Origin of the sequence: Microbulbifer sp. 2205BS26-8 (assembly GCF_030731025.1) — a bacterium.
GTDB lineage: Bacteria > Pseudomonadota > Gammaproteobacteria > Pseudomonadales > Cellvibrionaceae > Microbulbifer > Microbulbifer spongiae.
In genome coordinates, this window is sequence record NZ_JAVAMR010000229.1 from 1 (window position 1) to 291 (window position 291).

General features: G+C 62.5%; 1 protein-coding gene. It reads left to right on the forward strand.

Going from position 1 to position 291, the window contains the following annotated elements; genetic code table 11:
• Positions 1 to 291 (forward strand): hypothetical protein (locus tag Q5Y71_RS17370; RefSeq protein ID WP_306043319.1); only part of this gene is annotated, 291 nt, incomplete at both ends.

Below are 291 nucleotides of genomic sequence, written 5' to 3' on the forward strand. Positions count from 1 at the left end.
AGCACTGGCGGACTTGGACAGGATCGCTGCGGACGGCATTCTGCACCAGAGCGAAAAGCTGCAGATTATCCGCGAGTACGCGCAACTGCTGGCGCAGCGGGCAGGGCTTGAAACCCAGGCCGACGGCGCTGGCCTGACCACGGAAAAAGCCGATTACATCGGCAACCTGGCCGCGCTTGCCAGTTATCTCGATGGCCTCACACCCCCCTGGAACAATACCAACGCAGATACCCCCATCAGCCGCACGCTCTGGAACGCCAACTGGCAGGCGGCTTACCACGCCCGCAACCT